General features: G+C 70.5%; 24 protein-coding genes. 19 read left to right on the top strand and 5 right to left on the bottom strand.

The genetic code is table 11. From position 1 onward, the window contains the following. Nucleotides 1-127: 127 nt before the first annotated feature. Nucleotides 128-1,255 carry a ferrochelatase gene (locus ACFUO4_RS10050; RefSeq protein ID WP_383481966.1) on the top strand — a complete coding sequence of 376 codons (1,128 nt, stop codon included), beginning with the start codon at nucleotides 128-130 and terminating at the stop codon, nucleotides 1,253-1,255. A gap of 8 nt (nucleotides 1,256-1,263) precedes the next feature. Next, complete coding sequence (locus ACFUO4_RS10045) at nucleotides 1,264-2,082, top strand: inositol monophosphatase family protein (protein WP_079309235.1); 819 nt, start codon at nucleotides 1,264-1,266, stop codon at nucleotides 2,080-2,082. Between the two features lie 299 nt (nucleotides 2,083-2,381). Here the strand turns inward: ACFUO4_RS10045 and ACFUO4_RS10040 are convergent, their stop codons facing one another. Then, nucleotides 2,382-2,546, bottom strand: coding sequence for a hypothetical protein (locus ACFUO4_RS10040; RefSeq protein WP_165951272.1), 165 nt, complete (start codon nucleotides 2,544-2,546; stop codon nucleotides 2,382-2,384). Nucleotides 2,547-2,972: 426 nt separating this feature from the next. Between ACFUO4_RS10040 and ACFUO4_RS10035 the strand changes: the two genes are divergently transcribed. From ACFUO4_RS10035 to ACFUO4_RS10020, 4 genes are all read left to right on the top strand, one after another. Continuing rightward, entirely contained in the window at nucleotides 2,973-3,626 is a 654-nt protein-coding gene (locus tag ACFUO4_RS10035; RefSeq protein WP_007385219.1) for a response regulator transcription factor, read from the top strand. An 8-nt stretch (nucleotides 3,627-3,634) separates the two neighbouring features. Continuing rightward, nucleotides 3,635-4,873, top strand: a complete 1,239-nt coding sequence (locus ACFUO4_RS10030; RefSeq protein WP_383481961.1) for a sensor histidine kinase — start codon at nucleotides 3,635-3,637, stop codon at nucleotides 4,871-4,873. Between the two features lie 393 nt (nucleotides 4,874-5,266). Further along, entirely contained in the window at nucleotides 5,267-5,563 is a 297-nt protein-coding gene (locus ACFUO4_RS10025) for a DUF4193 domain-containing protein (RefSeq protein ID WP_005481602.1), read from the top strand. A gap of 13 nt (nucleotides 5,564-5,576) precedes the next feature. Continuing rightward, nucleotides 5,577-6,551 (top strand): hypothetical protein, encoded by a 975-nt coding sequence (locus ACFUO4_RS10020; protein WP_383481958.1) that lies wholly within the window; start codon nucleotides 5,577-5,579, stop codon nucleotides 6,549-6,551. A gap of 56 nt (nucleotides 6,552-6,607) precedes the next feature. Here ACFUO4_RS10020 and ACFUO4_RS10015 read toward each other — a convergent pair whose 3' ends face one another. Continuing rightward, complete coding sequence (locus tag ACFUO4_RS10015) at nucleotides 6,608-7,069, bottom strand: DUF3093 domain-containing protein (protein WP_079309233.1); 462 nt, start codon at nucleotides 7,067-7,069, stop codon at nucleotides 6,608-6,610. A gap of 58 nt (nucleotides 7,070-7,127) precedes the next feature. On the opposite strand from ACFUO4_RS10015, the gene ACFUO4_RS10010 reads away from it, so the two are divergent. The 9 genes from ACFUO4_RS10010 (at nucleotide 7,128) to ACFUO4_RS09970 (ending at nucleotide 15,675) form a co-directional block, all read left to right on the top strand. Then, on the top strand, nucleotides 7,128-7,712 hold the full coding sequence (locus ACFUO4_RS10010; RefSeq protein ID WP_079309232.1) for a PaaI family thioesterase: 585 nt from the start codon (nucleotides 7,128-7,130) through the stop codon (nucleotides 7,710-7,712). Beyond that, on the top strand, nucleotides 7,709-8,260 hold the full coding sequence (gene dut / locus ACFUO4_RS10005) for a dUTP diphosphatase (RefSeq protein WP_383481951.1): 552 nt from the start codon (nucleotides 7,709-7,711) through the stop codon (nucleotides 8,258-8,260). Before ACFUO4_RS10010 ends, dut begins: the two co-directional genes overlap by 4 nt. Nucleotide 8,261: 1 nt before the next feature. Next, nucleotides 8,262-9,023 (top strand): DUF3710 domain-containing protein, encoded by a 762-nt coding sequence (locus ACFUO4_RS10000; protein WP_059198609.1) that lies wholly within the window; start codon nucleotides 8,262-8,264, stop codon nucleotides 9,021-9,023. A 157-nt stretch (nucleotides 9,024-9,180) separates the two neighbouring features. Beyond that, a complete protein-coding gene (locus tag ACFUO4_RS09995) occupies nucleotides 9,181-10,347 on the top strand; it encodes an alginate lyase family protein (RefSeq protein ID WP_383481948.1) in 1,167 nt (388 codons plus the stop codon). Nucleotides 10,348-10,418: 71 nt separating this feature from the next. Then, the gene (locus ACFUO4_RS09990; RefSeq protein WP_383481945.1) at nucleotides 10,419-11,111 is read left to right on the top strand and encodes an ABC transporter ATP-binding protein; all 693 of its coding nucleotides are present in this window, start codon (nucleotides 10,419-10,421) and stop codon (nucleotides 11,109-11,111) included. 131 nt (nucleotides 11,112-11,242) lie between these two features. After that, nucleotides 11,243-13,786 carry an ATP-binding protein gene (locus ACFUO4_RS09985; RefSeq protein WP_383481942.1) on the top strand — a complete coding sequence of 848 codons (2,544 nt, stop codon included), beginning with the start codon at nucleotides 11,243-11,245 and terminating at the stop codon, nucleotides 13,784-13,786. Further along, nucleotides 13,783-14,469: a response regulator gene (locus tag ACFUO4_RS09980; RefSeq protein WP_383481939.1), complete on the top strand. Its 687-nt coding sequence runs from the start codon at nucleotides 13,783-13,785 to the stop codon at nucleotides 14,467-14,469. The genes ACFUO4_RS09985 and ACFUO4_RS09980 overlap by 4 nt, the downstream gene beginning before the upstream one ends. Before the next feature lie 45 nt (nucleotides 14,470-14,514). Next, nucleotides 14,515-14,913 carry an OB-fold nucleic acid binding domain-containing protein gene (locus ACFUO4_RS09975; RefSeq protein ID WP_059198614.1) on the top strand — a complete coding sequence of 133 codons (399 nt, stop codon included), beginning with the start codon at nucleotides 14,515-14,517 and terminating at the stop codon, nucleotides 14,911-14,913. 3 nt (nucleotides 14,914-14,916) lie between these two features. Beyond that, nucleotides 14,917-15,675 carry a DUF3159 domain-containing protein gene (locus ACFUO4_RS09970; protein ID WP_383481936.1) on the top strand — a complete coding sequence of 253 codons (759 nt, stop codon included), beginning with the start codon at nucleotides 14,917-14,919 and terminating at the stop codon, nucleotides 15,673-15,675. A 63-nt stretch (nucleotides 15,676-15,738) separates the two neighbouring features. Here ACFUO4_RS09970 and ACFUO4_RS09965 read toward each other — a convergent pair whose 3' ends face one another. Next, nucleotides 15,739-16,413 (bottom strand): TrkA family potassium uptake protein, encoded by a 675-nt coding sequence (locus tag ACFUO4_RS09965; protein WP_059198616.1) that lies wholly within the window; start codon nucleotides 16,411-16,413, stop codon nucleotides 15,739-15,741. Continuing rightward, a complete protein-coding gene (locus ACFUO4_RS09960) occupies nucleotides 16,413-17,084 on the bottom strand; it encodes a TrkA family potassium uptake protein (protein WP_059198617.1) in 672 nt (223 codons plus the stop codon). The genes ACFUO4_RS09965 and ACFUO4_RS09960 overlap by 1 nt, the downstream gene beginning before the upstream one ends. Before the next feature lie 391 nt (nucleotides 17,085-17,475). Between ACFUO4_RS09960 and ACFUO4_RS09955 the strand changes: the two genes are divergently transcribed. The 4 genes from ACFUO4_RS09955 to ACFUO4_RS09940 all read left to right on the top strand — a co-directional run bounded on the left by ACFUO4_RS09955 (nucleotide 17,476) and on the right by ACFUO4_RS09940 (nucleotide 22,818). Beyond that, a complete protein-coding gene (locus ACFUO4_RS09955; protein WP_383481931.1) occupies nucleotides 17,476-19,524 on the top strand; it encodes an APC family permease in 2,049 nt (682 codons plus the stop codon). A 73-nt stretch (nucleotides 19,525-19,597) separates the two neighbouring features. Further along, entirely contained in the window at nucleotides 19,598-20,926 is a 1,329-nt protein-coding gene (locus ACFUO4_RS09950; RefSeq protein ID WP_383481928.1) for a class I SAM-dependent RNA methyltransferase, read from the top strand. A 102-nt stretch (nucleotides 20,927-21,028) separates the two neighbouring features. Continuing rightward, nucleotides 21,029-21,778: a flavodoxin family protein gene (locus ACFUO4_RS09945; RefSeq protein WP_383481925.1), complete on the top strand. Its 750-nt coding sequence runs from the start codon at nucleotides 21,029-21,031 to the stop codon at nucleotides 21,776-21,778. 80 nt (nucleotides 21,779-21,858) lie between these two features. Further along, on the top strand, nucleotides 21,859-22,818 hold the full coding sequence (locus ACFUO4_RS09940) for a D-2-hydroxyacid dehydrogenase family protein (RefSeq protein ID WP_383481922.1): 960 nt from the start codon (nucleotides 21,859-21,861) through the stop codon (nucleotides 22,816-22,818). Nucleotides 22,819-22,879: 61 nt separating this feature from the next. On the opposite strand, the gene katG is transcribed toward ACFUO4_RS09940, so the two are convergent. Then, nucleotides 22,880-25,072 (bottom strand): catalase/peroxidase HPI, encoded by a 2,193-nt coding sequence (katG, locus tag ACFUO4_RS09935; protein WP_383481919.1) that lies wholly within the window; start codon nucleotides 25,070-25,072, stop codon nucleotides 22,880-22,882. Nucleotides 25,073-25,147: the final 75 nt, after the last annotated feature.

Here is a 25,147-nt window from a genome sequence, read left to right as displayed (position 1 = left end):
AGGCGCGAACTCGGCCGATACAGCTTACGAGTAAGGCGACCCTAATGCACCCGCTCGGACGGCCCGGGAACCCCGCCCGTCACCCCGCCGTTTCCCGCCTGTCAGTACCGGATGACAGGATCGACCCATGCCAGACGCGCGCGATGCCACCCCCTACGACGCCCTGCTCCTGCTCTCGTTCGGCGGCCCCGAGGGCCCGGACGACGTGGTCCCGTTCCTGGAGAACGTGACGCGCGGGCGAGGCATCCCCAAGGAACGCCTGAAGGAAGTCGGGCAGCACTACTTCCTCTTCGGCGGCGTGAGCCCCATCAACGACCAGAACCGCGCCCTCCTCGACGCCCTGCGCAAGGACTTCGCCGACCACGGCCTGGATCTGCCGGTCTACTGGGGCAACCGCAACTGGGCCCCGTACCTCACGGACACCCTGCGCGAGATGATCGCCGACGGCCGCCGCCGCATCCTCGTCCTCGCCACCAGCGCCTACGCCTCGTACTCGGGCTGCCGCCAGTACCGCGAGAACCTCGCGGACTCCCTCGCGGCCCTGGAGGCCGAGGGCCTGGAGCTGCCGAAGGTCGACAAGCTCCGCCACTACTACAACCACGAGGGCTTCCTGGAGCCCATGACCGAGGGCGTCCTGCAGTCCCTGGCCGACCTCCCCGAGGACGTCCGGGACGGCGCCCACCTCGCCTTCTCGACCCACTCCATCCCGACCGCCTCGGCGGACACCTCGGGCCCGGTCGAGGACCACGGCGAGGGCGGCGCGTACGTGAAGCAGCACCTCGAGGTCGCCCGCCTGATCGCCGAGGCGGTCCGCGACCGCACGGGCATCGACCACCCCTGGCAGCTCGTCTACCAGTCCCGCTCCGGAGCCCCGCACATCCCGTGGCTGGAGCCCGACATCTGCGACCACCTGGAGGAGCGCCACGAGGCCGGTGCCCCCGCCGTCGTGATCGCCCCCATCGGCTTCGTCTCCGACCACATGGAGGTCCTCTACGACCTCGACACGGAGGCCAAGGCCAAGGCGGAGGACCTGGGCCTGCCGATGCGCCGCTCGGCGACGGTCGGGGCCGACCCGCGCTTCGCGGCGGCCGTCCGGGACCTGATCCTGGAGCGGGCGGCGACCGAGCGCGGCCAGGAGGTCACCCCGTGCGCCCTCGGCGCGCTGGGCCCGAGCCACGACCTGTGCCCGGTCGGCTGCTGCCCCGCCCGAGCCCCCCGCCCGGCCGCCGCCGGCGCCGACAGCCCCTACGCGTGAGGACCCCCGTGACCGACCCCCTCCACACCGAACTGCTCAAGCTCGCCCAGGAGGCGGCCCGCCGCGCGGGCGACCTGCTCCGGGACGGCCGCCCGGCCGACCTGGAGGTGGCGAAGACCAAGTCGAGCCCCATCGACGTGGTCACGGAGATGGACATCGCGGCGGAGAAACTGATCACGGACCTGATCTCCGCGCACCGCCCGGACGACGGCTTCCTGGGCGAGGAGGGCGCCTCCAGCGAGGGCACGAGCGGCGTCCGCTGGGTGATCGACCCGCTCGACGGCACGGTCAACTACCTCTACGGCCTGCCCACTTGGGCGGTTTCCATCGCCGCCGAGCAGGACGGAGAGACGGTCGTCGGGGTGGTGGCCGCCCCCATGCGGGGCGAGACGTACCACGCGGTCCGCGGCGAGGGCGCCTGGGCGACGGGCCCGACATGGTCCGGCGACCGCGAGCTGGCCTGCCGTCCCGCACCGCCCCTCGACCAGGCCCTGGTCTCGACGGGCTTCAACTACGTCCTGGAGGTCCGCACCCATCAGGCCGAGGTGGCCCAGCGTCTGATTCCCCTCCTCCGCGACATCCGCCGCAGCGGCTCGGCCGCGGTCGACCTCTGCGACGTGGCGGCGGGCCGCCTGGACGGCTACTACGAACGCGGCCTGCACCCCTGGGACCTCGCCGCGGGCGACCTGATCGCCCGGGAGGCGGGCGCCCTGACCGGTGGACGCCCCGGAGAACGCCCCGCACACCATCTGGCGATCGCCGCCACCCCGGGCGTCTTCGAGCCCCTCCAGCAGCTCCTGGAGGACTTCGGCGCCTGGCGGGATTGATTGGGTCGGTCGCCTACGGGCGCTTTCAGCCGGTGTCGAGAGCGCGGTCGTGCTCAGCCCTTCGGGCCTCCGCGCTCCCCCAGAGGGGGTACCCCCAGCGCTCTCGACACCGGCGCGCCCTTCGGCTCCCTCCCGGCCGGAGGACCGCAGACAGTGGGCCTTGGTGGGCCTGTGCCGTTGGCTCAGGGGCTTTGGCGGGCGTTTGTCCCACACCCGAAAACACAGCCCCCGGTGCTGGATTCACCGGGGGCTGTGGCGGTACGGCAGTGCTGCTGGGGCACCGAGCTGTAGATCAGACGCTACGCGCCGACCTCCACACCATGCTCGTAAGCCAGGCGGCGCAGGTCGTCGAGCTCGGCCTGTTCCACCTCGACGAGGAAGTCGTCGCCCTCGTCGCGAGCCCGCGTCAGGTCGGACTCGGTCGTCCTTATGCGCTGCAGAAGTCCTGCGGTGAATGCGTCCATGCTGCGCCCCCTCGTCCTGGGTCGTGGGTCGGTGGCACGGGGGTGTGCCGTTCGGAAGGGACGATCACGCCTGAATGCAGATGCCCAGCGCTGCCCTGCTGGGCGGCGACGGCGCCGGACACCCACGCCCACTCTGCGGAAAGCGGATTGCGCTGTACCGCATGGTGCTGCGGCACATGCAGAGCGTGATCGCGGGGTGTAAAGCCGTCCTCCCCCCGCTCCCTTCCACGGAAACCTCAACCGCACGAGAAAATCTCGCATTCCCGGGCTTCATACCTGTCGTTCAGACGGTGCTCACCCGCCTTACAGCCGACTTATGGCCGAAAAGGGCAGGATGGAGGCCAACACACTCATCGACACCCCTGCCCGTGTGCCCGAGAAGCGCTACGCGAGTGGACACGGGTGGACACAGGAAGGACAAGCGACGTGCGCGTACTCGTCGTCGAGGACGAGCAGCTGCTCGCCGATGCGGTGGCCACCGGACTGCGCCGGGAGGCCATGGCCGTCGACGTCGTGTACGACGGTGCGGCCGCCCTGGAGCGCATCGGCGTCAACGACTACGACGTGGTCGTCCTCGACCGCGACCTCCCCCTCGTCCACGGCGACGACGTCTGCCGCAAGATCGTCGAGCTCGGCATGCCCACGCGCGTGCTGATGCTCACCGCGTCCGGCGACGTCAGCGACCGGGTCGAGGGCCTGGAGATCGGCGCCGACGACTATCTGCCCAAGCCCTTCGCGTTCAGCGAGCTGACGGCACGCGTGCGTGCCCTCGGCCGCCGGACCAGCGTGCCGCTGCCGCCCGTCCTGGAGCGCGCCGGCATCAAGCTCGACCCGAACCGCCGCGAGGTCTTCCGCGACGGCAAGGAGGTCCAGCTCGCGCCGAAGGAGTTCGCCGTCCTGGAGGTGCTGATGCGCTCCGAGGGTGCCGTCGTCTCCGCGGAGCAGCTCCTGGAGAAGGCCTGGGACGAGAACACCGACCCGTTCACCAACGTCGTCCGGGTGACCGTCATGACCCTGCGCCGCAAGCTCGGCGAGCCGCCTGTCATCGTCACCGTCCCCGGCTCGGGTTACCGGATCTGAGCCGCACCGTGGCCGCGACCCCCGCGCCTCCCCAGGCGCCCCCCAAGCCCACCTGGGATCCCCGCCGGGCGGAGCCCCCGTTCCCCTGGCTGCGTCCCACCATCCGCATAAGGCTGACCCTGCTGTACGGCGGGATGTTCCTGATCGCGGGCATCCTGCTGCTGTCGATCATCTACCTGCTGGCGGCGAACGCGCTGAACGTCGGCAGCGACCTCCCCTTCAAGGTCGTCAGCGGCACGGTGTCCAGCGAGAGCTGCAACATCACCTCCACCCAGCTGCCGGCGGCCGATCTCAACCACGCGCTCAACGAGTGCGTCAACGAACAGCGTCAGCACGCCCTCGACAACCTCCTCAGCCGCTCCCTCCTGGCTCTCCTCGGCCTCGCGATCATCGCCTTCGCCTTCGGCTACGCCATGGCCGGCCGTGTCCTGTCCCCACTGGGCCGGATCACCCGGACCGCTCGCGCGGTGGCGGGCTCGGACCTGTCGCGGCGGATCGAGCTGGACGGACCGGACGACGAGCTGAAGGAGCTAGCCGACACCTTCGACGACATGCTGGAACGCCTCCAGCGGGCCTTCACGGCCCAGCAGCGCTTCGTCGGCAACGCCTCGCACGAGCTGAGAACACCGCTGGCGATCAACCGCACGCTGCTGGAGGTGCATCTGTCCGACCCGGGCGCGCCCGTGGAGCTCCAGCAGCTCGGCAAGACGCTGCTGGCCACCAACGAGCGCAGCGAGCAGCTCGTGGAGGGTCTGCTGCTGCTCGCCCGCAGCGACAACCAGATCGTCGAGCGCAAGCCGGTGGACCTCGCCGAGGTCGCCGAGCAGGCCGTCGACCAGGTGCACGCGGAGGCCGAGGCCAAGGGCGTCGAGATCCGCGGCGAGCGGCAGTCCGCGGTCGTCCAGGGCAACGGCGTCCTGCTGGAGCGGATCGCGCTGAACCTCGTCCAGAACGCCGTGCGGTACAACGTCCAGGAGGACGGCTGGGTGGAGGTCACCACCGAGATCCAGCACGGGCAGGCGGTGCTGGTCGTGTCGAACACCGGGCCGGTCGTGCCGGCGTACGAGATCGACAACCTCTTCGAGCCGTTCAAGCGGCTGCGAGGGGCCGACCGGACCGGCAGCGACAAGGGTGTCGGGCTCGGTCTGTCGATCGTGCGGTCGGTCGCGCGGGCGCACGGCGGGCACATCTACGCACAGCCGAGAGAAGGGGGAGGGCTCGTGATGCGGGTCACCCTGCCGATCTGAGATCATGTCGCCGACACACGGGGATGTTCGCTTTGCGCGGAATTTTCTGGGCACTCGTCGAGCCGCCCCGTGTGTGATCGATCACAAGGGCGAATTTCCGGCCATCTACTGACAGTGATCAAGAATGCGGCCGTAAAGCCGGGAAAGTCCGGGTTTTCGGGGGCCTTGATCACGGGAAGTACACGGTGAGACGCCTTTGAAGTGCGGCATTCGGACCGTGTACGGTCCCCATCGCCATCCCAGCCGATCACTCGTGAGGAGTCCGGTTGGGTGTCGATTGAGTAACAGACCTTGATGTGAGGCAAAATCTCCGCCTCGGGTCGGGCACAAGTCCGGCCTCTCACGCGTTACGTGCGCTGGAGACACCGCAGACACCCAGAGGGGGAGAGCGACATGGCAACGGATTACGACACCCCACGCAAGACCGACGACGACGTCGACTCGGACAGCCTTGAAGAGCTGAAGGCCAGGAGGAACGACAAGTCGACCTCCGCCGTGGACGTCGACGAGTTCGAGGCCGCCGAAGGCCTGGAGCTGCCCGGCGCGGACCTCTCGAACGAGGAGCTGGCCGTCCGGGTCCTGCCCAAGCAGCAGGACGAGTTCACCTGCATGAGCTGCTTCCTGGTGCACCACCGCAGCCAGCTGGCCCGCGAGAAGAACGGTCAGCCGATCTGCCGCGACTGCGACTGAGGACGGGTCGGCCGTGACTGGCTCGACCCCTCCCTGGAAGCGCCGCTCCCGCCAGGTGGGAGCGGACCAAGGGCCGTCCGACGGCCCTCACGGCGCGCGTGACGACGGGCGGGGCTCATCCCGTACGGGAGCATCCGGCGCCGGAACTTCCGGTACAGGAAATTCCGGTACGGGACCTTCCGACACGGGATCGGCCTCGCTCGAGCCCGCGGCCGGCCGGAGTGACCTCCCGGCGTCCGCGGAGCAGTACCCCGCGCCCGTCGCCAAGCGGCGGGCCGCGGTCATCCGGGAAAAGGTCGGGGAAGGCGTCCGCAAGGGCGGCAGCCGCGCCAGGGCGGGCCTGGCGTACCTCGCCGACCGGATCATCGACATCGCCCCCAGAATCCCCGTACGCGACCTCCAGGCGCTGCGCAGGCAGTTCCCGGGCCTGACGCCCGAGCAGCTCGCCGACAAGCTCGTGGCGGGCGCGGCGGCGGCCACCGCGACGGTCGGTGCCGGCGTGGGCGCGGCGGCGATGCTGCCCGTACCGCCCGCGATGCCGACGGAACTGGCCGCGGAGATCACCGGAGTCGCGGCGATCGAGCTCAAACTGATCGCCGAGCTCCACGAGGTCTACGGCGTGCGGCCGCCGGGCGGTCTCAAGGACCGCAGCACCGCCTACCTGAACTCCTGGTCGGGCGAGCGCGGCATCGACGTGACCAAGCCGTCGACGATCAACTCAGCCCTCAGCGGCCCCATGAAGAACCAGCTGCGGCAGCAGATCATGAAGCGCATGGTCCGGGACCTGCCGAACCTCATGCCGTTCATGGTCGGCGCGGCCGTGGGCGCGGTCATGAACCGCAGGGACACCAGGAAGCTGGCCGGACGCATCCGCGCGGACCTGCGCAAGATCCAGGTGCCCTGGGACGCGCTTCCCGAACTCCCGCCCCTGGAGTCGCCCGCGGACCCCCTCACGGTCGGGGACATCACCAAGGAACTGGGCCGGTAAGAGTTGCGTGAGATTCCCGTGGCCACGCTCGTCGGGTGACCACTGGCGCGAATGTTCTACGCGGCTTCCCGCGCCTGCCTGATCGCCTCCGCCAGCCGCTCCGGCTCACGCGTCGACAGGTACAGGTACGGCGTCGGGTCCTCGGGATCGGTGACGATCACGCGCAGCGCCGTCGGGATGTAGGCGCGCAGCAGCAGGAAGGCGCGGGTGTCGGCCTTGTACGTGCGCCAGGCGCGCGCCTCCTCCGCGTCCAGGATCTCCGTCTCGCCCAGCGCCGTGACCGGGATCTTCGCCTCTCCGGCGATCAGCGAGTCGCCCACGATCCGGATGCGCTGCGAGCCGTAGGAGCTGGCGACGACCGCCGCCGCCGCGGTGCCGCCGACCAGGCCGCCGAGCAGCGGCAGGGTGCCGAAGGGCAGCAGGATGAGGGCGAAGGAGACCCCCACCAGGAACGAGATCAGCCACCACGAGCGGGGCGCGGTGAGGCGTTCTTCGTACGGGGTCGCGGAGAGCTGCATGAATCCAAGCTTGGCACGGTGTTAGTTCACGGCCGACGCGCGGGTAAGGTCTGCGGCTGTGAGTGGTACTTCCGCAGCTCTTCAGCCTCCGGCCGACGCCGCGCCGCCGGTGCGTCATCCCGACGCGCCCGCGCCCGGTGAGCTGCTCGGCGCGCACTACGGCGAGTGCTTCGGCTGCGGCGGCGCACAGCCCCACGGGCTGCATCTGGCGGCCCGCGCGGGCGAGGGGGTCTCGGTCACCGCCGAGTTCACCGTCCGCCCCGCCCACCAGGGCGCCCCGGGTCTCGCGCACGGCGGGGTGCTGGCGACCGCGCTCGACGAGACGCTCGGCTCGCTGAACTGGCTGCTGCGCACGATCGCGGTGACCGGACGCCTGGAGACCGACTTCGCGCGGCCCGTCCCCGTCGGCACGGTGCTGTACCTGGAGGCGCGTGTCACCGCCGTCGCCGGGCGCAAGATCTACTCGACCGCGACCGGGCGGATCGGCGGCCCCGAGGGTCCCGTCGCCGTCCGCGCGGACGCGCTCTTCATCGAGGTGAAGGTCGACCACTTCATCGACAACGGCCGCCCGGAGGAGATCCGGGCCGCCATGAACGACCCGGACCAGGTCCGGCGTGCCCGTGCCTTCGAGGTGAACCCGTGAGCCGTGAACCCGTGAACGTGCTGATCCGGCGCGTCGACCCCGACGTACCGCTTCCGTCGTACGCGCACCCCGGCGACGCGGGAGCCGATCTGCGCACCACCGAGAGCTGTGAACTGAAGCCCGGCGAGCGGGTCGTGCTGCCCACCGGGGTGTCTGTCGCGCTGCCGGAGGGGTACGCGGCCTTCGTGCATCCTCGATCCGGTCTCGCCGCCCGCTGCGGTGTCGCTCTCGTGAATGCCCCGGGGACGGTGGATGCCGGGTACCGTGGGGAGATCAAGGTGATCGTGGTGAATCTCGACCCGCGCGAGGCGGTGCGGTTCGAGCGCTTCGACCGGATCGCCCAACTGGTCGTCCAGCAGGTCGAGCGGGTCAGCTTCCAGGAGGTCGCGGAGCTGCCCGACTCGGTGCGCGCCGAAGGGGGCTTCGGGTCCACCGGAGGCCATGCCGCGGTGGCCGGTACGAACAGCACAAGCGGTCAGGCCGCCGTCGGCGGCGCAACGGGTGGGAATCGATACGCTTCGGTCGTATCCGACCGGGAAGGACAGTGACGTGTTCGGACGTCGCAAGAAGAAGGATGCCGCCGAGGGCGCGGCCGGCGAGGCCGAGCAGGTCGTCGACAGTGTCGACACTGAGGCGGACGACGAGGGCGAGCGCGAGCGCGTGAGGCTCGAGCCCGAGCCGCGGCCCGACGGGCCCTGGGACGACTCCGAGGTGCGCGAGCCCGGCGAGGGCCGGGTGGACCTCGGCGGTCTGTTCGTGCCCGGTGTGGACGGCATGGAGCTGCGGGTCGAGGTCGCGGGCGACGCGATCGTCGCGGCGACCGTCGTGCTGCGCGACAGCGCCATCCAGTTGCAGGCCTTCGCCGCGCCCAAGCGCGAGGGCATCTGGGGCGAGGTGCGCGAGGAGATCGCCACCGGCATCACCCAGCAGGGCGGCATCGTCGACGAGGTCGAGGGTCCGCTGGGCTGGGAGCTGCGGGCGCAGGTGCCGGTGCAGCTGCCGGACGGCACGGGTGGTTTCCAGGTCGTGCGGTTCGTCGGTGTGGACGGTCCCCGCTGGTTCCTGCGCGGTGTGATCTCCGGCCAGGGCGCGGTGCAGCCGCAGGCGGCCGGTCTGCTGGAGCAGATCTTCCGGGACACGGTCGTGGTCCGCGGCGAGGGCCCGATGGCGCCCCGCGACCCGATCGTCCTGAAGCTACCGAACGACGCCCAGATGGTCCCCGAGGGCGTCCAGCAGCAGGAGGAGGGCTCCCGCTTCTCCGGCGGCATGGGCCAGCTCCAGCGCGGCCCGGAGATCACCGAGGTCCGCTAGCCAGACGTACGAGAGGGCCGCACCCCGTGACGGGGTGCGGCCCTTTTGCGTGCGCGGACCCTTGACGGCGCATTGGTCTGTACCTACCGTCTCGGCCCAACGCGTCTGTTCACAAAGGCGCTTCACGTTCACGTACGAGAACGGAAGGCCCCCGCGTATGCGCAGAACCGCTCTCCTCACAGCCGCGGCCGCTCTCGTCGCCGGCGCCCTCGCCTGGCCCGCCGACGCCGCGCCCACCACCTTCGCCCACCCCGGAGTCACCGTCTCCCAGAGCCAGTTGGACTTCGCCCGCACCAAGGTCAACGCCGGCGCCCAGCCCTGGAAGGGCGCCTTCGACCAGATGCTGGCCAGCAAGTACGCCGATCTGAACCGCACCCCCAAGCCCCGCGCGGTCGTCGAATGCGGCTCCTACTCCAACCCCAACTACGGCTGCACCGACGAGCGCGAGGATGCCATAGCCGCGTACACCGACGCCCTCGCCTGGTACATCACCCGCGACGACCGGTACGCCAAGAAGGCCATCCAGCTGATGGACGCCTGGTCCGCGACCATCACGGACCACACCAACAGCAACGCGCCGCTCCAGACCGGCTGGGCCGGCTCGTCCTGGCCCAAGGCCGCCGAGATCATCAAGTACACGTACACCGGAGGCTGGGCGGGCTCCGGCCGCTTCGCGACGATGCTCCGCAACGTCTACCTCCCCGAGATCATCAACGGCTCCAACTCCAACGGCAATTGGGAGCTGTCGATGATGGAGGCCGCCGTCGGCATCTCCGTCTTCCTGGAGGACAGGACGTCGTACGACAAGGCCATGGCGAAGTTCCGCACCCGCACCGCCGCCTACGTCTACCTCGCCTCCGACGGCTCCGTGCCCAAGACCGTGCCGAGCCAGAACCTCGACACCACCGCGAAGATCGTCGCCTACTGGCAGGGCCAGTCCACCTTCGTCACCGGCCTCACCCAGGAGACCTGCCGCGACTTCACGCACACCGGCTACGGCATCTCCGCCATCTCCCACATCGCCGAGACCAGCCGCATCCAGGGACAGGACCTCTACGGCACCGACGTGGGCGAACGGCTGCGACAGGCGCTCGGGTTCCAGGCGAAGTACGAGCTGGGGACGGCCGTGCCCAGCTGGCTGTGCGGCGGCTCGCTGCACCTCGGCCTCGGGCCGGTCACCGAGGTCGGCTACAACGCCCTCCACAACCGCCTCGGCGTCGCCATGACCAACACCCAGACCCTGACCGAGCGGAACCGCCCGGCCGGCTCCAACAACCTCTTCGTCGCCTGGGAGACCCTCACCCACGGGGACAATCCGAGCTGACCGACCGTTGAACATGCCGGGCGCCCTTCGTGATACTGGCGCCCGGTCGTCGGCTGCACGGGGGAGGGCACATGAGCCAGGTGGTCACCGAGACCATGGTCCGGGTCGAGAACGTCCACAAGTCCTACGGCCGCGGCGCCGGCGTCGTCCACGCGCTGCGCGGGGTCTCGCTGGAGGTGCCGCGCGGGGAACTCGTCGCCCTCAAGGGGCGGTCGGGGTCCGGGAAGACCACGCTCCTCAACATCGTCGGCGGGCTCGACACACCCGACCGGGGGCGCGTCGAGGTCGGCGGGCGCGACCTCGCCGGCCTGGACGAGGACGGACTGCTGGCGCTGCGCCGGGACCACATCGGCTTCGTCTTCCAGTCCTTCGGACTCATCCCGATCCTCACCGCCGCCGAGAACGTCGGCGTTCCCATGAGACTGCGCCGGGCCGACGCACGCGCGCGTGAGGAGCGCGTCGAGCTGCTGCTGTCCCTGGTGGGCCTCGCCGACCACGCCGGCCAGCGGCCCACCGAGCTCTCCGGTGGCCAGCAGCAGCGCGTCGCCATCGCCCGCGCCCTCGCCAACAGCCCCTCGCTGCTCGTGGCCGACGAGCCCACCGGCCAGCTCGACGCCGAGACCGGGCACGCCGTCATGGAGCTGCTGCGGGCCGTCGTCCGCAGTGAGAAGGTGACCGCCCTCGTCGCCACGCACGACGCGACCCTGCTGGACCTGGCCGACCGGGTGCTGGAGCTGAGCGACGGCGAGATCGTCGAGGTCTGAGAGGCGCCGGGGCCGCCGTCAGGGTTGCGTCAAAGACGGTCCGCCGAGGGGCTCTCGGCCCCTTTTGCCGCACTTGGTGGCCGTAAGGTCGACGCTGCGCAGGCAGCAGTGACCGGAAGACAATGGGACCCATGGGACGCGGCAGGCTTCGGATCTACCTCGGTGCGGCACCGGGCGTCGGCAAGACGTACGCGATGCTCTCCGAGGCACACCGGCGCATCGAGCGCGGCACCGACTGCGTCGTGGCCCACGTCGAGCACCACGCCCGGCCCCGCACCGAGGTGATGCTGCACGGCCTGGAACAGGTCCCCAGCCGGGAACTGGAGTACCGGGGGACCGTCTTCCAGGAGATGGACGTCGACGCGGTGCTGCGGCGCGCCCCCGCGGTCGCCCTGGTGGACGAACTCGCCCACACCAACATCCCCGGCTCCCGCAACGCCAAGCGCTGGCAGGACGTGGAGGAACTGCTCGCGGCCGGCATCGATGTCGTCTCGACGGTCAACATCCAGCACCTGGAGTCCCTCGGGGACGTCGTCGAGTCGATCACCGGCGTACGGCAGCAGGAGACGGTCCCCGACGAGGTCGTACGCCGTGCCGACCAGGTCGAGCTGGTCGACATGTCGCCGGAGGCGCTGCGGCGGCGGATGGCGCACGGCAACATCTACCAGCCGGACAAGGTCGACGCCGCCCTGTCGAACTACTTCCGCCCCGGCAACCTCACCGCCCTGCGCGAGCTGGCGCTGCTGTGGGTGGCCGATCGGGTCGACGAGTACCTGAAGCAGTACCGCAGCGACCACCGGGTGTCGAGGATCTGGGGATCGCGCGAGCGGATCGTCGTCGGTCTGACCGGCGGCCCCGAGGGCCGCACACTGATCCGCCGGGCCGCGCGGCTCGCCGAGAAGGGCGCGGGCGGCGAGGTGCTCGCCGTCTACATCGCCCGCAGCGACGGCCTGACCTCCGCCTCGCCCAAGGAACTCGCGGTGCAGCGCACCCTCGTCGAGGACCTCGGCGGCACCTTCCACCATGTGATCGGCGACGACATCCCCGCGGCGCTGCTGGACTTCGCGCGCGGCGTCAACGCCACCCAGATCGTGCTCGGCTCCTCCCGGCGCAAGAGCTGGCAGTACGTCTTCGGGCCGGGTGTCGGCGCCACGGTCGCCCGGGAGTCCGGGCCCGACCTCGACGTCCACATCGTCACCCACGACGAGGTCGCCAAGGGACGCGGACTCCCCGTCGCCCGGGGCGCGCGGCTCGGGCGGGCGCGGATCATCTGGGGCTGGGCGGTCGGCGTGGCCGGCCCCGCCGTGCTCGCGGTGCTGCTCAACACCGTCCACCTCGGCCTCGCCAACGACATGCTGCTGTTCCTGACCCTCACGGTGGCGGCCGCCCTGCTCGGTGGACTGCTGCCCGCGCTGGCCTCGGCCGCGGTCGGCTCGCTGCTGCTGAACTACTTCTACACACCGCCCCTGCACCACTGGACCATCGCCGACCCGAAGAACATCGTCGCCATCGTGATCTTCGTCGGGGTCGGGGTGTCGGTGGCCTCGGTCGTCGACCTCGCCGCCCGGCGCACGCATCAGGCGGCCCGGCTGCGGGCCGAGTCGGAGATCCTGTCCTTCCTCGCGGGCAACGTGCTGCGCGGCGAGACCAGCCTGGAGGAACTCCTGGAACGGGTCCGGGAGACCTTCGGGATGGAGTCGGCGGCGCTGCTGGAACGGGCGAGTGACGTCGAGCCGTGGACGTGTGCGGGCCGCGCCGGTCTCGGCCGCCCCGTCGAGCGGCCGGAGGACGCCGACGTCGACATGCCCGTCGGCGACCACATGGCCCTCGCCCTGACCGGGCGGGTGCTGCCCGCCGAGGACCGCCGGGTGCTGGCCGCGTTCGCCGCGCAGGCCGCGGTCGCCCTGGACCGGCGGCGCCTGCAGGAGGAGGCCGACCAGGCCCGTGCGCTGGCCGAGGGCAACCGCATCCGCACCGCCCTGCTGGCCGCCGTGAGCCACGACCTGCGGACCCCGCTCGCCGGGATCAAGGCCGCGGTGTCCTCGCTGCGCTCCGACGACGTGGCGTGGTCCGAGGAGGACCAGGCCGAGCTGCTGGAGGGCATCGAGGAGGGCGCCGACCGGCTCGACCACCTCGTCGGCAACCTGCTGGACATGTCCCGCCTCCAGACCGGGACCGTCACCCCGCTCATCCGGGAGATCGACCTCGACGAGGTGGTGCCGATGGCGCTCGGCGGGGTGCCGGAGGACAGCGTGGAGCTGGACATCCCGGAGACGCTGCCCATGGTCGCGGTCGACGCCGGACTGCTGGAGCGGTCGGTGGCCAACCTGGTGGAGAACGCCGTCAAGTACAGCCCGCCCGGCAGCCCCGTCCTCGTCTCCGCCAGCGCCATCGCCGACCGGGTCGAGGTCCGGGTGGTCGACCGCGGCCCCGGCGTGCCCGACGAGGCCAAGGAACGTATCTTCGCGCCCTTCCAGCGCTACGGAGACGCCCCGCGCGGCGCCGGAGTCGGACTCGGCCTGGCCGTCGCCCGCGGCTTCGCCGAGGCCATGGCAGGCACCCTCGACGCCGAGGACACGCCCGGTGGCGGCCTCACCATGGTGCTGACCCTCAGAGCGGCGGAAGCGGCCCTCGGGCCACTCCCGCTCGTACAACCCGAAAGGCAGGCCACATGACCCGGGTGCTCGTGATCGAAGACGAGCCGCAGATCGTGCGCGCCCTCGTGATCAACCTCAAGGCCCGCAAGTACGACGTCGACGCGGCCCACGACGGCGCCACCGCCCTCCGGCTGGCCGCCGCCCGCCACCCCGACGTGGTCGTGCTCGACCTCGGTCTGCCCGACATGGACGGCGTCGAGGTGATCCGCGGACTGCGCGGCTGGACCCGGGTGCCGATCCTCGTGCTGTCCGCCCGGCACTCCTCCGACGAGAAGGTCGAGGCGCTCGACGCGGGCGCCGACGACTACGTCACCAAGCCGTTCGGCATGGACGAGCTGCTGGCCCGGCTGCGGGCCGCCGTCCGCCGGGCCGAGCCGGTCGGCCCCGGCGAGGACGACGTGACCACGGTGGAGACCGACGAGTTCACCGTCGACCTCGCCGCGAAGAAGGTCAACCGGGGCGGCAAGGATGTCCGCCTGACCCCCACGGAGTGGCATCTGCTGGAGGTGCTGGTGCGCAACAGCGGCCGCCTGGTCAGCCAGAAGCAGCTGCTCCAGGAGGTGTGGGGGCCGTCGTACGGCACGGAGACCAACTACCTGCGCGTGTACATGGCGCAACTGCGACGCAAGCTGGAGGCGGACCCGTCGCATCCGAAGCACTTCATCACGGAGCCGGGGATGGGGTATCGGTTCGAGGGCTAGCACCGCGGGTACGAAGGTGTCAGCGCACCCCGGTACGCTTCACATATGAGTGCTGTTCCGCGTTCCGAGAAGCCGGTGGGCCGGTTCCGGCGCATGCTCGACCGGCTCTCCACGTCCCAGGAGGACCTGGAGTCGGAGGAGCTGCGGGAGGATGCCGAGACCGCCGGCTGCATCAAGATCGGCGACTGCCACGACCGGCAGATCGTGACGGTTACTGGTACCTTGCGCACGGTCACGCTGCGTCCCAGAGCCGGTGTCCCGGCGCTGGAGGCCGAGCTGTTCGACGGCTCCGCCGCGCTGGACGTGGTGTGGCTCGGCCGGCGCTCCATCGTGGGGATCGAGCCGGGGCGCAAGCTGATCGCATCGGGCCGGATCTCGATGAGCCGGGGCCGCCGGGTGCTGTTCAACCCGAAGTACGAACTGAGACCCCTCGGTAGGGAGTAGCCGGTGACGTCGCTCGACAAGCCGACCGAAGAGACCGATCAGCACGACGCCCGGGCGGTGACCGAGGCCGCGCTGTTCGAGGCCTTCGGAGGCCTGCGGGGCATGGTCGAGACGGTGCTGCCCGGCCTGCTCTTCGTCACGATCTACACGATCAACAAGGACCTGCACATGTCCGCGATCGCCGCGCTCGCGGTGTCGCTGGTCCTGGTCGTGGTCCGGCTGGTGATGCGGGACACCGTCAAGCACGCCTTCAGCGGCGTCTTCGGCGTGGCCTTCGGCGTGGTCTTCGCGATGATGACCGGCAACGCGAAGGACTTCTATCTGCCGGGCATGCTGTACACGCTCGGGCTGGGCCTCGCGTACATCATCACGACGCTGTGCGGGGTGCCGCTGATCGGCCTCATCCTCGGGCCGGTGTTCAAGGAGAACCTCTCCTGGCGCACCCGCAACCCGGGCCGCAAGAAGGCGTACGCGAAGGCGAGTTACGCCTGGGGCGCGATCCTGCTGGCCAAGTGCGCGATCCTCTTCCCGCTGTACTTGTGGGCCAACACCGCGCAGCTCGGCTGGGTCCTGGTCGCCCTCAAGATCCCGCCGTTCCTGCTCGCCGTCTGGCTGACGTGGGTCTTCCTGGCGAAGGCACCGGCGCCGATCGACGTCTTCGCCGAGATGGAAGCGGCGGAGAAGGCGGAGGAGGAGCGGAAAGCCGCCCTGGCCGAAGAGCGCGGTGAAACGACCGGAGCGCGGCACCGGCGCGAGGCATAGTTCTCGGCCCGACGACGAAGGGGCGCCCTGAACCCTCAGGGCGTCCCTTCGTCGTCGTACCGCCTAGGACGCGTCCTCGCGGCGGACCGACAGCAGGTCCTCCAGCTGTTCCTCGCGGGCCTGGGCGGCGACGAACAGGAGTTCGTCGCCCGCCTCCAGGGAGTCCTCGCGGGACGGGGTCAGGACGCGGGTGCCGCGGATGATCGTCACCAGGGACGTGTCCTGCGGCCATTCCACGTCGCCGACCTGCGTGCCGGCCAGCGCCGACTCCTCCGGCAGGGTCAGCTCGACCAGGTTCGCGTCGCCGTGGCTGAAGCGGAGCAGGCGGACCAGGTCGCCGACGCTCACCGCCTCCTCGACCAGCGCCGACATCAGACGCGGGGTGGAGACGGCGACGTCAACGCCCCAGGACTCGTTGAAGAGCCACTCGTTCTTCGGGTTGTTCACCCGGGCGACGACGCGCGGGACGCCGTACTCCGTCTTGGCGAGGAGCGAGACGACCAGGTTCACCTTGTCGTCGCCCGTCGCGGCGATCACGACGTTGCAGCGCTGGAGCGCGGCCTCGTCCAGGGACGTGATCTCGCAGGCGTCGGCCAGCAGCCACTCCGCCTGGGGGACACGCTCGACCGAGATGGCGGTCGGCGCCTTGTCGATGAGAAGGACCTCGTGGCCGTTCTCCAGCAGTTCGCCCGCGATCGAGCGGCCGACCGCACCGGCACCGGCAATGGCGACCCTCATCAGTGACCGCCCTCCTCTTCGGGACCCTTGGCGAAGGACGCCTCGACCTTGTCGACCTCGTCGGTACGCATCATCACGTGCACCAGGTCGCCCTCCTGCAACACCGTCTGCGAGGTGGGCAGGATCGCCTCGCCCAGCCGGGTCAGGAACGCCACGCGGACGCCCGTCTCCTCCTGGAGGCGGCTGATCTTGTGGCCCACCCAGGCGGCGGAGGTGTGCACCTCGGCGAGCTGGACGCCGCCGGTGGGGTCGCGCCACAGCGGCTCGGCGCCGGAGGGGAGGAGCCGGCGGAGCATCTGGTCGGCGGTCCAGCGGACCGTGGCGACCGTCGGGATGCCCAGACGCTGGTAGACCTCGGCGCGGCGCGGGTCGTAGATGCGGGCCGCGACGTTCTCGATGCCGAACATCTCGCGGGCGACGCGCGCGGCGATGATGTTCGAGTTGTCACCGCTGGAGACGGCGGCGAACGCGCCCGCCTCCTCGATGCCGGCCTCGCGCAGGGTGTCCTGGTCGAAGCCGACGCCGGTGACCCGGCGGCCGCCGAATCCGGAGCCCAGTCGACGGAAGGCGGTGGGGTCCTGGTCGATCACGGCGACCGTGTGCCCCTGTTGCTCCAGGGTCTGGGCGAGAGCGGAACCCACGCGCCCGCAGCCCATGATGACGATGTGCACGACCGTCCTTCCGAATGACGAATGTCAAGAGTCGTTGACTTGGCCTTAACAGGGTCTCAGACCGGCCACCAAGCTACACACGCGCGGTCCGTGCCGGGCACCCCTGTGCAGGGCTCGGCGTGATCAGCGGCGGCTGATGCTGCGCAGGCTCACAAGAGTCAGGATTCCGAGGCCGAGGAGAGCGGCGGCGGCGCCGATCAGCTCTGCGGTGGTGTGCACGGGACCTCCGTGGGCGGTACGGGCGGGGGTCTTGTCATATAGGCATGAGGACGCGGAGGGGTGCGGAATCCGTTGCCGGGCCGTTGGCTGATTTCACTCGGATTGCAGATCGATGGCGGATGTGGGGTGGCGGGTGGTTGAGCACCCGTTCGAACGCTTAGGCTTCTCTGTTGTGTCCAAACTGACCGACGTGCCCAAACGGATCCTGATCGGGCGCGCACTGCGCAGTGACCGGCTCGGGGAAACGCTCCTGCCGAAGCGCATCGCCCTTCCCGTGTTCGCCTCCGACCCGCTGTCCTCCGTGGCGTACGCGCCCGGCGAGGTGCTGCTGGTCCTGTCCATCGCGGGCGTGTCGGCGTACCACTTCAGCCCCTGGATCGCGGTCGCGGTCGTCGTGCTGATGTTCACCGTGGTCGCCTCGTACCGGCAGAACGTGCACGCGTACCCGAGCGGCGGCGGCGACTACGAGGTGGCCAACACCAACCTCGGCCCGAAGGCCGGGCTCACGGTCGCCAGCGCGCTGCTCGTCGACTACGTCCTCACCGTCGCCGTGTCCATCGCCTCCGGCATCGAGAACCTCGGCTCCGCCATCCCCTTCGTCGTCGAGCACAAGGTGCCCTGCGCCATCGCGGTGATCGTGCTGCTCACGCTGATGAACCTGCGCGGCGTGAAGGAGTCCGGCTCGCTGTTCGCGATCCCGACGTACGTGTTCGTCGCGGGCGTCTTCATCATGATTGCCTGGGGCGCGTTCCGCGGGCTCGTTCTCGACGAGACCATGCGGGCGCCGACGGCCGGCTACGAGATCAAGGCCGAGCACCAGGGACTGGCCGGTTTCGCGCTGGTCTTCCTGCTGCTGCGGGCCTTCTCCTCCGGCTGTGCCGCGCTCACCGGCGTCGAGGCGATCTCCAACGGTGTGCCGGCGTTCCGCAAGCCGAAGTCCAAGAACGCGGCGACCACGCTCGCGATGATGGGCCTGCTGGCCGTCACCATGTTCTGCGGCATCATCGCGCTCGCCATGACGACCAAGGTCCGCATGGCCGAGAACCCGGCCGAGGACCTGCTGAAGGACGGTGTCGCGATCGGCTCCGGCTACGTCCAGAACCCGGTCATCTCGCAGGTCGCCGAGGCCGTCTTCGGCAAGGGCAGCTTCCTGTTCATCGTGCTGGCGGCGGCGACGGCGCTGGTGCTGTTCCTGGCCGCCAACACTGCCTACAACGGCTTCCCGCTGCTGGGCTCGATCCTCGCCCAGGACCGCTACCTGCCGCGCCAGCTGCACACCCGGGGCGACCGCCTCGCCTTCTCCAACGGCATCGTGCTCCTCGCGGGCGCGGCGGGCCTGCTGGTCTGGATCTACGGCGCCGACTCCACGCGCCTCATCCAGCTCTACATCGTCGGCGTGTTCGTGTCCTTCACGCTCAGTCAGACCGGCATGGTCCGGCACTGGAACCGCCACCTGGCCACCGAGAAGGACCCGGCGACCCGAAGCCACATGGTCCGCTCCCGGGCGATCAACGCCTTCGGCGCCTTCTTCACCGGCCTGGTGCTGGTCGTCGTCCTCGTCACCAAGTTCACGCACGGCGCCTGGGTCGCCCTGCTCGGCATGGTGATCTTCTACGCGACGATGTCGGCCATCCGTAAGCACTACGACCGGGTCGCCGACGAGATCGCGGCCCCCGAGGGACCGAGCGACGACAGCGTCCGCCCGTCCCGGGTGCATTCGGTGGTGCTGATCTCCAAGATCCACCGGCCGACGCTCAGGGCGCTGGCGTACGCCAAGCTGCTGCGCTCGGACACCCTGGAGGCGCTCAGCGTCAACGTCGACCCGGTCGAGACCAAGGCGCTGCGCGAGGAGTGGGAGCGGCGCGGGATCGACGTACCGCTGAAGGTCCTCGACTCGCCCTACCGCGAGATCACCCGGCCCGTCATCGAGTACGTGAAGAGCCTGCGCAAGGAGTCGCCGCGGGACGCGGTGTCCGTGATCATCCCCGAGTACGTCGTCGGCCACTGGTACGAGCACCTGCTGCACAACCAGAGCGCACTGCGGCTGAAGGGCCGGCTGCTGTTCACGCCGGGCGTCATGGTGACCTCGGTGCCCTACCAGCTGCAGTCCTCCGAGGCCGCGAAGAACCGGGCCCGCAAGCGGCAGGAGTGGAACGCGCCGGGTGCGGTGCGGCGTGGGCCGGCGCACGAGCGGGCGAAGGAGACGTCCGCGCCGAAGTAGACTGGTGGGCTGTTGTCTCGGCTCGTTTCGTTGTCCTCTCTCGTTTCCCTCTCTTCTCTGGAGTCACCCCACCATGCAGGCTGAACCGAAGAAATCGCTGGTGGGAGAGGCGTACGAGGTCGAGGTCGGCCCCGTCGCCCACGGCGGCCACTGCATCGCGCGCACGGCGGAGGGACAGGTCCTGTTCGTCCGGCACGCGCTGCCCGGCGAGCGGGTCGTCGCGCGGGTGACCGAGGGCGAGGAAGGGGCGCGGTTCCTGCGCGCGGACGCCGTGGAGATCCTCGACGCGTCCAAGGACCGCATCGAGGCGCCCTGCCCCTTCGCCGGTCCCGGCCGCTGCGGTGGCTGTGACTGGCAGCACGCCAAACCGGGTGCGCAGCGCAGGCTGAAGGGCGAGGTCGTCGCCGAGCAGTTGCAGCGGCTCGCCGGGCTCACGCCCGAGGAGGCCGGCTGGGACGGCACGGTGATGCCGGCCGAGGGCGACAAGCTGCCGGCCGGTGAGGTGCCCGCGTGGCGGACGCGTGTGCAGTACGCGGTGACGCCGGACGGCCGCGCGGGCCTGCGCCGGCACCGCTCGCACGAGGTCGAGCCGATCGACCACTGCATGATCGCGGCGCCCGGCGTCAGCGAGCTGGGCATCGAGGCACGGGACTGGTCCGGGATGGCGTCGGTGGACGCGATCGCGGCGACGGGTTCGCAGGACCGCATGGTCATCCTGGAGCCCCGCCCGGGCGCCCGCCTCCCCCTCGTCGAACTCGACAAGCCCGTGTCCGTCATGCGCGTCGACGAGAAGGACGGCGGCATCCACCGCGTCCACGGCCGTGCCTTCGTGCGCGAGCGGGCCGACGGGCGGACGCACCGCGTGGGCAGCGGCGGCTTCTGGCAGGTCCACCCCATGGCGGCCGACACCCTGGTCAAGGCGGTCATGCAGGGGCTGCTGCCGCGCAAGGGCGAGATGGCGCTGGACCTGTACTGCGGCGTCGGCCTGTTCGCGGGCGCGCTCGCCGACCGGCTCGGCGACAAGGGCGCGGTCCTCGGCATCGAGTCCGGCAAGCGGGCCGTCGAGGACGCCCGGCACAACCTCGCCGACTTCGACCGGGTCCGCATCGAGCAGGGCAAGGTGGAGTCGGTCCTGCCGCGCACCGGGATCACCGAGGTCGACCTCATCGTCCTGGACCCGCCCCGCGCGGGCGCGGGGCGGAAGACGGTGGAGCATCTGGCGGGGCTGGGGGCACGACGGATCGCGTACGTGGCCTGCGATCCGGCGGCGCTGGCCCGGGATCTGGGGTACTTCCGGGACGGGGGGTACCGGGTGCGGACGCTTCGGGTGTTCGATCTGTTCCCGATGACGCATCACGTGGAGTGCGTGGCGATTCTGGAGCCGGTGACCAAGGGCGCCTGACCGAGGGCGCTCGCGCGGGCGAGGGCCGCCGGCCGTGTGCCAGGGGGCTGCGGTTGCGCGCCGGACCGGGACAAAACGGGAGCTACGCGAGACGCTGCCCGCATGACAGACGAACCCACAGCCGGAGCCGCGTCCTCTGGCGACGCCTCGTACCGCTTCGACGACCTGACAGCCCTGTACATCAACTGCACCCTCAAGCCGTCCCCGCAGCTCAGCCACACCCAGGGGCTGATCGACAAGAGCGCGGAGATCATGATGTCGCGCGGGGTCACCACGTCCGAGATCCGTGCCGTCGACCACGACATCGCGCCCGGCGTCTATCCGGACATGACCGAGCACGGCTTCGCCGTCGACGAGTGGCCCGCGCTGTACGAACGGGTGATGGCCGCGGACATCCTGGTCGTCGCCGGGCCCATCTGGCTGGGTGACAACAGCTCGGTGACGAAGAAGGTGATCGAGCGGCTCTACGCCTGCTCGTCACTGCTCAACTCGCAAGGGCAGTACGCCTATTACGGCCGCGTCGGCGGCTGTCTCATCACCGGCAACGAGGACGGCGTCAAGCACTGCGCGATGAACGTCCTCTACAGCCTCCAGCACCTCGGCTACACGATCCCGCCGCAGGCCGACGCCGGCTGGATCGGCCCGGCGGGGCCTGGACCGTCGTACCTCGACGCCGGGTCGGGCGGCCCGGAGAACGACTTCACCAACCGCAACACCTCGTTCATGACCTGGAACCTCATGCACCTCGCCGCGCTGCTGAAGCGCGCCGGGGGCGTCCCCGCGTACGGCAACCAGCGGTCGCAGTGGGACGCCGGGTGCCGGCCGGGGGCGGAGAATCCCGAGCACCGCTGAGGCGCACCCGGCGGGGCGTGGGGCGGAGTGACGGGGTGCGGGGCGGATGGCCGGTGATCACGGAGCGGCAGAATGGCCGTATGACCGTTTACTGCGCTGTGCTGGACGACTACCAGGGTGCCGCCCTGACCCTGGCCGACTGGAGCGCCCTCGACGGCAGGGTCGAGGTGCGGGCGTTCCGTGAACACATCGCCGACCGCGACAAGTTGGTCGCTGAGCTCGCCGACTGCGAGATCGTCGTGGCCATGCGGGAGCGCACCCCGTTCGACGCCGACCTGCTGAGCCGGCTGCCCCGGTTGCGGCTGCTGGTGACCACCGGGATGCGCAACGCCTCCATCGACCTCGCCGCGGCCACGGCCCAGGGCGTCACCGTCTGCGGCACGGCGAGCAGTTCGACCCCGCCCGTCGAACTCACCTGGGCGCTCCTGCTCGGCCTCGCCCGGCACGTCACCACCGAGAGCCGCGCCCTGCGCGAGGGCGGGCCGTGGCAGTCCACCGTCGGGCAGGACCTGCACGGCCGCACCCTCGGCCTGCTAGGGCTCGGCAAGATCGGCAGCCGGGTCGCCAGGGTGGCCACCGCCTTCGGAATGGAGGTGGTGGCGTGGAGCCAGCACCTCACCGCCGAGCGGGCGGCGGAGGAAGGGGTCCAACTGGCCGACAGCAAGCAGGACTTGCTGCGGCGCAGCGACTTCGTCTCCGTCCACCTCGTGCTGTCCGACCGCACCCGCGGCCTGCTCGGTGAGCCGGAACTGCGCGCCATGCGCCCGCACGCCTTCCTGGTCAACACCTCCCGCGCGGCGATCGTCGACCGGGCCGCCCTGCTGCGGGCGCTGCGCGAGGGCTGGATCGCCGGCGCCGGCCTCGACGTCTTCGACACCGAGCCGCTGCCCGCCGACGACCCCCTGCGCACCCTCCCGAACGTGCTGGCCACACCCCACCTCGGCTACGTCACCGAGCACAACTACCGCACGTACTACCGGGAAGCGGTGGAGGACATCGCCGCCTACCTCGACGGCAGCCCCGTGCGCACGCTGAACTAGCGACCCGGGCATGCGTGTGGGGCGACCCGTACGGGCCGCCCCACATCAGTCGATCAAGCGATCAGACCAGGTCGAAGCGGTCCGCGTTGGAGACCTTGACCCACGCCGCCACGAAGTCCTTCACGAACTTCTCCTTGGCGTCGTCGCTCGCGTACACCTCGGCCAGCGCCCGCAGCTCGGAGTTCGAGCCGAAGACCAGGTCGGCACGGGTACCGGTCCACCGGACCTCGCCGGTGGCGTCGTCGCGGGACTCGAAGACCGTCTGGTCCTCCGACACGGCGGTCCAGGTCTGGCCCAGGTCGAGCAGGTTGACGAAGAAGTCGTTCGTCAGCTTGCCCGGGGTCTTCGTGAAGACGCCGTGCGCGGTGTTCTGGTAGTTGGCGCCCAGGACGCGCAGACCGCCGACGAGGACGGTCAGCTCGGGGGCGCTCAGGCCCAGCAGGTTCGCCTTGTCGAGCAGCAGGTACTCGGCCGGGAGGCGGTTGCCCTTGCCGAGGTAGTTGCGGAAGCCGTCGGCGGTGGGCTCGAGCGCGGCGAAGGACTCCGCGTCCGTGTGCTCCTCCGTGGCGTCCACACGACCCGGGGCGAACGGCACCTCGATGTCGAACCCGGCGTCCTTGGCGGCCTTCTCGACGGCGGCGGCACCGCCGAGGACGATCAGGTCGGCGATCGAGACCTTCTTGGCGCCGGTGTTGAACCCGGCCTGGATGCCCTCCAGGACGCGCAGCACCTGGGCCAGCTCGTCGGGCTCGTTGACCTCCCAGCCGGCCTGCGGCTGGAGGCGGATACGGGCACCGTTGGCGCCGCCGCGCTTGTCGCTGTTGCGGTACGTCGAGGCCGACGCCCACGCGGTGGACACCAGCTGCGAGACCGACAGACCCGAGTCGAGCAGCTTGGCCTTGAGCGCCGCGACATCGGCGGCGTCGATGGGCTCGCCCTCGGCCTCCGGCAGCGGGTCCTGCCACAGCAGGGTCTCCTCCGGGACCTCCGGGCCGAGGTACAGCGACTTCGGGCCCATGTCACGGTGGGTCAGCTTGTACCAGGCGCGGGCGAAGGCGTCCGCGAACTGGTCCGGGTTCTCGTAGAAGCGGCGCGAGATCTGCTCGTAGACCGGGTCGAAGCGCAGCGACAGGTCGGTGGTGAGCATCGTCGGGAGCTTCTTCTTCGACGCGTCGTGGGCGTCGGGGATGATCGCCTCGGCGTTCTTGGCGACCCACTGGTGGGCGCCGGCCGGGCTGGTCGTCAGCTCGTACTCGTACTCGAAGAGGTTCTTGAAGAACCCGTTGCTCCACTGGGTCGGCGTGGCGGTCCAGGTGACCTCCAGGCCGGACGTGATCGCGTCGCCGCCCTTGCCGGTGCCGTAGGTGCTCTTCCAGCCGAGGCCCTGGGCCTCGATCGGGGCGGCCTCGGGGTCGGCGCCGACGTTGTCGGCCGGGCCGGCGCCGTGGGTCTTGCCGAAGGTGTGGCCACCGGCGATGAGGGCGACGGTCTCCTCGTCGTTCATCGCCATCCGGCGGAAGGTCTCACGGATGTCGCGGGCCGCGGCGACCGGGTCCGGGTTGCCGTTGGGGCCCTCGGGGTTGACGTAGATCAGACCCATCTGGACCGCGCCGAGCGGGCTCTCCAGCTCACGGTCGCCGGTGTAGCGCTGGTCGTCCAGCCATACCTTCTCGGGACCCCAGTACACGTCCTCCTCGGACTCCCAGACGTCCTCGCGGCCGCCGCCGAAGCCGAAGGTCTCGAAGCCCATGGACTCCAGCGCCACGTTGCCGGCGAGGATCATCAGGTCGGCCCAGGACAGGCTCTGGCCGTACTTCTTCTTCACCGGCCACAGCAGCCGGCGGGCCTTGTCCAGGTTGCCGTTGTCCGGCCAGCTGTTCAGCGGGGCGAAGCGCTGCTGGCCGGCGCCGGCGCCGCCGCGGCCGTCGCTGATGCGGTAGGTGCCCGCGCTGTGCCAGGCCATACGGATCATGAACGGGCCGTAGTGCCCGAAGTCGGCCGGCCACCAGTCCTTGGAGTCCGTCAGGACCTCGGCGATGTCCTGCTTCACGGCCGCGAGGTCCAGGGACTGGAACGCCGCCGCGTAGTCGAACTCCTCACCGAGCGGGTTCGCCACGGCGGGGTTCTTGGCAAGGATCTTCAGGTTGAGCCGCTCCGGCCACCACTGGCGGTTGCCACCGCCCTGGGTGGGGTGCAGGGCGCGGTCGTGCGCCACGGGGCACTTGCCCTCGGGGGCGGCGTTGCTCTCAGACATGGGGGAATCCTTCCGGACGGGGCGGATCGTTGGAGCCAAGGAACTGCTGGTGGTGGTGCTCGGTGCTCGGTACTG

The sequence above is a fragment of the Streptomyces sp. NPDC057280 genome, assembly GCF_042668605.1.
GTDB lineage: Bacteria > Actinomycetota > Actinomycetes > Streptomycetales > Streptomycetaceae > Streptomyces.
Note: the sequence above shows the minus strand (reverse complement) of the source record. Positions and strands in the feature narration are given on the sequence as shown.

What these genes read in the sequence shown, in the direction of transcription:
- ACFUO4_RS10015 (WP_079309233.1), bottom strand. Translation starts at nt 7,069, where the DNA reads ATGCAGCTCTCCGCGACCCCGTACGAAGAACGCCTCACCGCGCCCCGC.
- ACFUO4_RS09945 (WP_383481925.1), top strand. Translation starts at nt 21,029, where the DNA reads ATGACAGACGAACCCACAGCCGGAGCCGCGTCCTCTGGCGACGCCTCG.
- ACFUO4_RS10050 (WP_383481966.1), top strand. Translation starts at nt 128, where the DNA reads ATGCCAGACGCGCGCGATGCCACCCCCTACGACGCCCTGCTCCTGCTC.
- ACFUO4_RS10025 (WP_005481602.1), top strand. Translation starts at nt 5,267, where the DNA reads ATGGCAACGGATTACGACACCCCACGCAAGACCGACGACGACGTCGAC.
- ACFUO4_RS09950 (WP_383481928.1), top strand. Translation starts at nt 19,598, where the DNA reads ATGCAGGCTGAACCGAAGAAATCGCTGGTGGGAGAGGCGTACGAGGTC.
- ACFUO4_RS09965 (WP_059198616.1), bottom strand. Translation starts at nt 16,413, where the DNA reads ATGAGGGTCGCCATTGCCGGTGCCGGTGCGGTCGGCCGCTCGATCGCG.
- ACFUO4_RS09995 (WP_383481948.1), top strand. Translation starts at nt 9,181, where the DNA reads ATGCGCAGAACCGCTCTCCTCACAGCCGCGGCCGCTCTCGTCGCCGGC.
- ACFUO4_RS09990 (WP_383481945.1), top strand. Translation starts at nt 10,419, where the DNA reads ATGAGCCAGGTGGTCACCGAGACCATGGTCCGGGTCGAGAACGTCCAC.
- ACFUO4_RS09940 (WP_383481922.1), top strand. Translation starts at nt 21,859, where the DNA reads ATGACCGTTTACTGCGCTGTGCTGGACGACTACCAGGGTGCCGCCCTG.
- ACFUO4_RS10040 (WP_165951272.1), bottom strand. Translation starts at nt 2,546, where the DNA reads ATGGACGCATTCACCGCAGGACTTCTGCAGCGCATAAGGACGACCGAG.
- ACFUO4_RS09980 (WP_383481939.1), top strand. Translation starts at nt 13,783, where the DNA reads ATGACCCGGGTGCTCGTGATCGAAGACGAGCCGCAGATCGTGCGCGCC.
- ACFUO4_RS09985 (WP_383481942.1), top strand. Translation starts at nt 11,243, where the DNA reads ATGGGACGCGGCAGGCTTCGGATCTACCTCGGTGCGGCACCGGGCGTC.
- katG (WP_383481919.1), bottom strand. Translation starts at nt 25,072, where the DNA reads ATGTCTGAGAGCAACGCCGCCCCCGAGGGCAAGTGCCCCGTGGCGCAC.
- ACFUO4_RS09975 (WP_059198614.1), top strand. Translation starts at nt 14,515, where the DNA reads ATGAGTGCTGTTCCGCGTTCCGAGAAGCCGGTGGGCCGGTTCCGGCGC.